Source organism: Mitsuokella jalaludinii DSM 13811, from assembly GCF_000702905.1.
GTDB classification, from domain to species: domain Bacteria; phylum Bacillota; class Negativicutes; order Selenomonadales; family Selenomonadaceae; genus Mitsuokella; species Mitsuokella jalaludinii.
This window is the reverse complement of the sequence record NZ_JNKR01000058.1, coordinates 1-2352: the sequence shown is the minus strand read 5'-3', so window position 1 is coordinate 2352 and position 2352 is coordinate 1. Positions and strand designations below refer to the sequence as shown.

1 protein-coding gene and 1 pseudogene are annotated in these 2352 nt (G+C 34.8%); one reads left to right on the top strand and one right to left on the bottom strand.

The features are described 5' to 3' along the window. A pseudogene (locus T518_RS12175) lies at positions 1 to 276 on the top strand (glycosyltransferase family 8 protein); the annotation flags it as partial. Between the two features lie 30 nt (positions 277 to 306). On the opposite strand, the gene T518_RS11900 reads toward T518_RS12175, so the two are convergent. Beyond that, the gene (locus T518_RS11900) at positions 307 to 2154 is read right to left on the bottom strand and encodes a phosphoethanolamine transferase (protein ID WP_081828500.1); all 1848 of its coding nucleotides are present in this window, start codon (positions 2152 to 2154) and stop codon (positions 307 to 309) included. Positions 2155 to 2352: the final 198 nt, after the last annotated feature.

The following is a 2352-nucleotide window of genomic DNA, read 5'->3' as shown; positions in this document are numbered from 1 at the left end:
GAATATGATCGGGGACATAGTGTCATTGTTCATTGGACTGGCCGTCGTAAACCATGGCAGATGGTAGTATCATCTTTTGATGAGCAATGGCGTAAATATAATACATTATCACCGTGGCCGACAATCACGAACATACGTCCAGTAAAGAAACCAGAGAATTACCATGATTTTAAATACTGGGGACGGTATCGTAAAGAAAAAGGTTATATAGGAGATTATCTTACTGGCATGTTTTGGTATGGTATATTGAAGATCCGCTATAAGCTAGGAATTTAAAAATGGCCATCTTCATGATGGCCATTTCACTTACTTTATGTCGTCTCGTATATATTTTTTGCCGTGTAAGGTTAAGGCGTGGTCGCTTGATAGATTATATCTCGATGATGTTATGTCGTATTCTGGTTGATAAGAATTCGACTCGGCATGTAGAATTCCAGAAATGCTTTCAAACATCAAATCGTTTGTAAAGATTTCTTTTTTGTTATTACGTGAAGATTGGTAGGTGCCTGGGTAAGCTGCCTGGTACTCTGGTGACAAATAAATCCAGAAGGGGATATGAACCATATCAAAGTAAAATGGTGATGAAGTATGTGTGTATTCCATATTCTCACCATGATCTGAGAAATAGACCAGAGCCTGCATGTGAAGATTTTCTTTTCCGTACTGATAGATTTCTTTTAATACGTAGTCAGTATATTGTAGTGATGCATTGTACCAATCTGTTTTCGATTCGGTTGGTAAGTTATTTTTCTCGATAAACTCTTGCGGTACGCGTCTGTCATAACGGAAATGGCTTCCGTTCAAATGGATAATGATGAAATTGTTATCCGAAGAAGGAATGTTTTTTAGCTCAGATAGGATTGTCTCATCATAGCCATGCAACCATTTTATCGTATCTGCTCGATTGGCAATGACAGTGATTCCAGCATCAGAGACAGTACTCTTATTCTGAAGTGATAGCCAATAAGTATGATAGCCAGCCTTACGTGCTACATCTAAGAGGTCGATAGAATCCTTTAATGGAATATTGTTATACTGGTTAGATGAAGTCAGTGCTTGTGTAACAGCCATGACTGTATTTGGGAAACTAGCAAATGAGTTATCAAAAAATATGAAGTTCTGATCATCACGTACTGATTTTTCCCAAGGTGTTGTATTTTTGTTGTATGAAGGCGTGAAAGCCGACATCATGTCTCGATTAGCACTTTCACCAATCACAATGATTATAGAGCCAGGAGTTTTTTTACTAGCTAGAGTATTAGGTGTTTCAATTATTAAGTTATTGTTGTTTTGTTCAATATTGTTTTGTAACTGTATAAAGGCATTCATAGGGCCATTTAGACGACGTAGATGTAGTGCTTGATCAATAGGGAAAACTGTTATAATATAATTGAAAAAGAAAAAGAAAGATAGTATAGTAAAAATAATAGTTGTTCTATTTTTGAAATCTAATGAGTGACGCCTAGCTGTTGTTTTTAATGTGATTATGTATATTACTGTAAATAGTAAAAATAGGGAAATCAATATAAGAATGAGTTGAATGCTTGAAAAAGTAGCTGTTAAATAGTTTATAATTTCATCTGGATTCGTTGCTATAACCGATAATAATGCATATTCATCAAATTCTTGCCCGTATATCATAAAATAAAATGCATAAAATATCGGGGATAACAACATAAGAAAAATAAATACGGAATAAGCAAAAGATAAAACTTTTCGGATAAAATTATGGATTTGGGATATACTGATTGTTACAATAAGAGAAACCGAAAAAAACAAACATGGAACGAGATAGTAGTTACCAATATCATGTTGTAATAAATCAGGAACTTGTGAAAAAACAATAGTATAAATTCCGGCCCAGATTCCGGTCCAAGACAAGCAAGCTACCCACTTACTTCTTAAAGTAGAATCTTTGAGTTTTCTAGTTCCTAGTATAGTATATAAAAAACCACAGACAATCCAAGTGAAAATCATGCTGCGTATGAGTCGAAGGACTGTCATATGACCTATATCAAGAATTGGGCTTTTAAAGAATAAGATAAAAATCAGAAGTAAAGCAGTAAAAATCCCCAATGAGTGATATAGACTTTTTAATACACAATCTTTAGCGGGTAAAGAAACAGGGAGCTTACAAATAAGCCGTTTTTTCATATATACATCACCTAAAATGTAACATCGGTAAACACTTAGCTTGTAATAGTCTAATACTTCTTTAAGTATAATGCAAGATGTTGCTGAAAATAATTTATCATGCAGGCGAATTGTCAAGCTAAGTGCAACACCTTTGAGAAATAGACCTCATATGGTGTTTTGTAGCCAAGGCACTTCCTAGGGCGCAGGTTCAACTCA

What these genes read in the sequence shown, in the direction of transcription:
- T518_RS11900 (WP_081828500.1), bottom strand. Translation starts at nt 2,154, where the DNA reads ATGAAAAAACGGCTTATTTGTAAGCTCCCTGTTTCTTTACCCGCTAAA.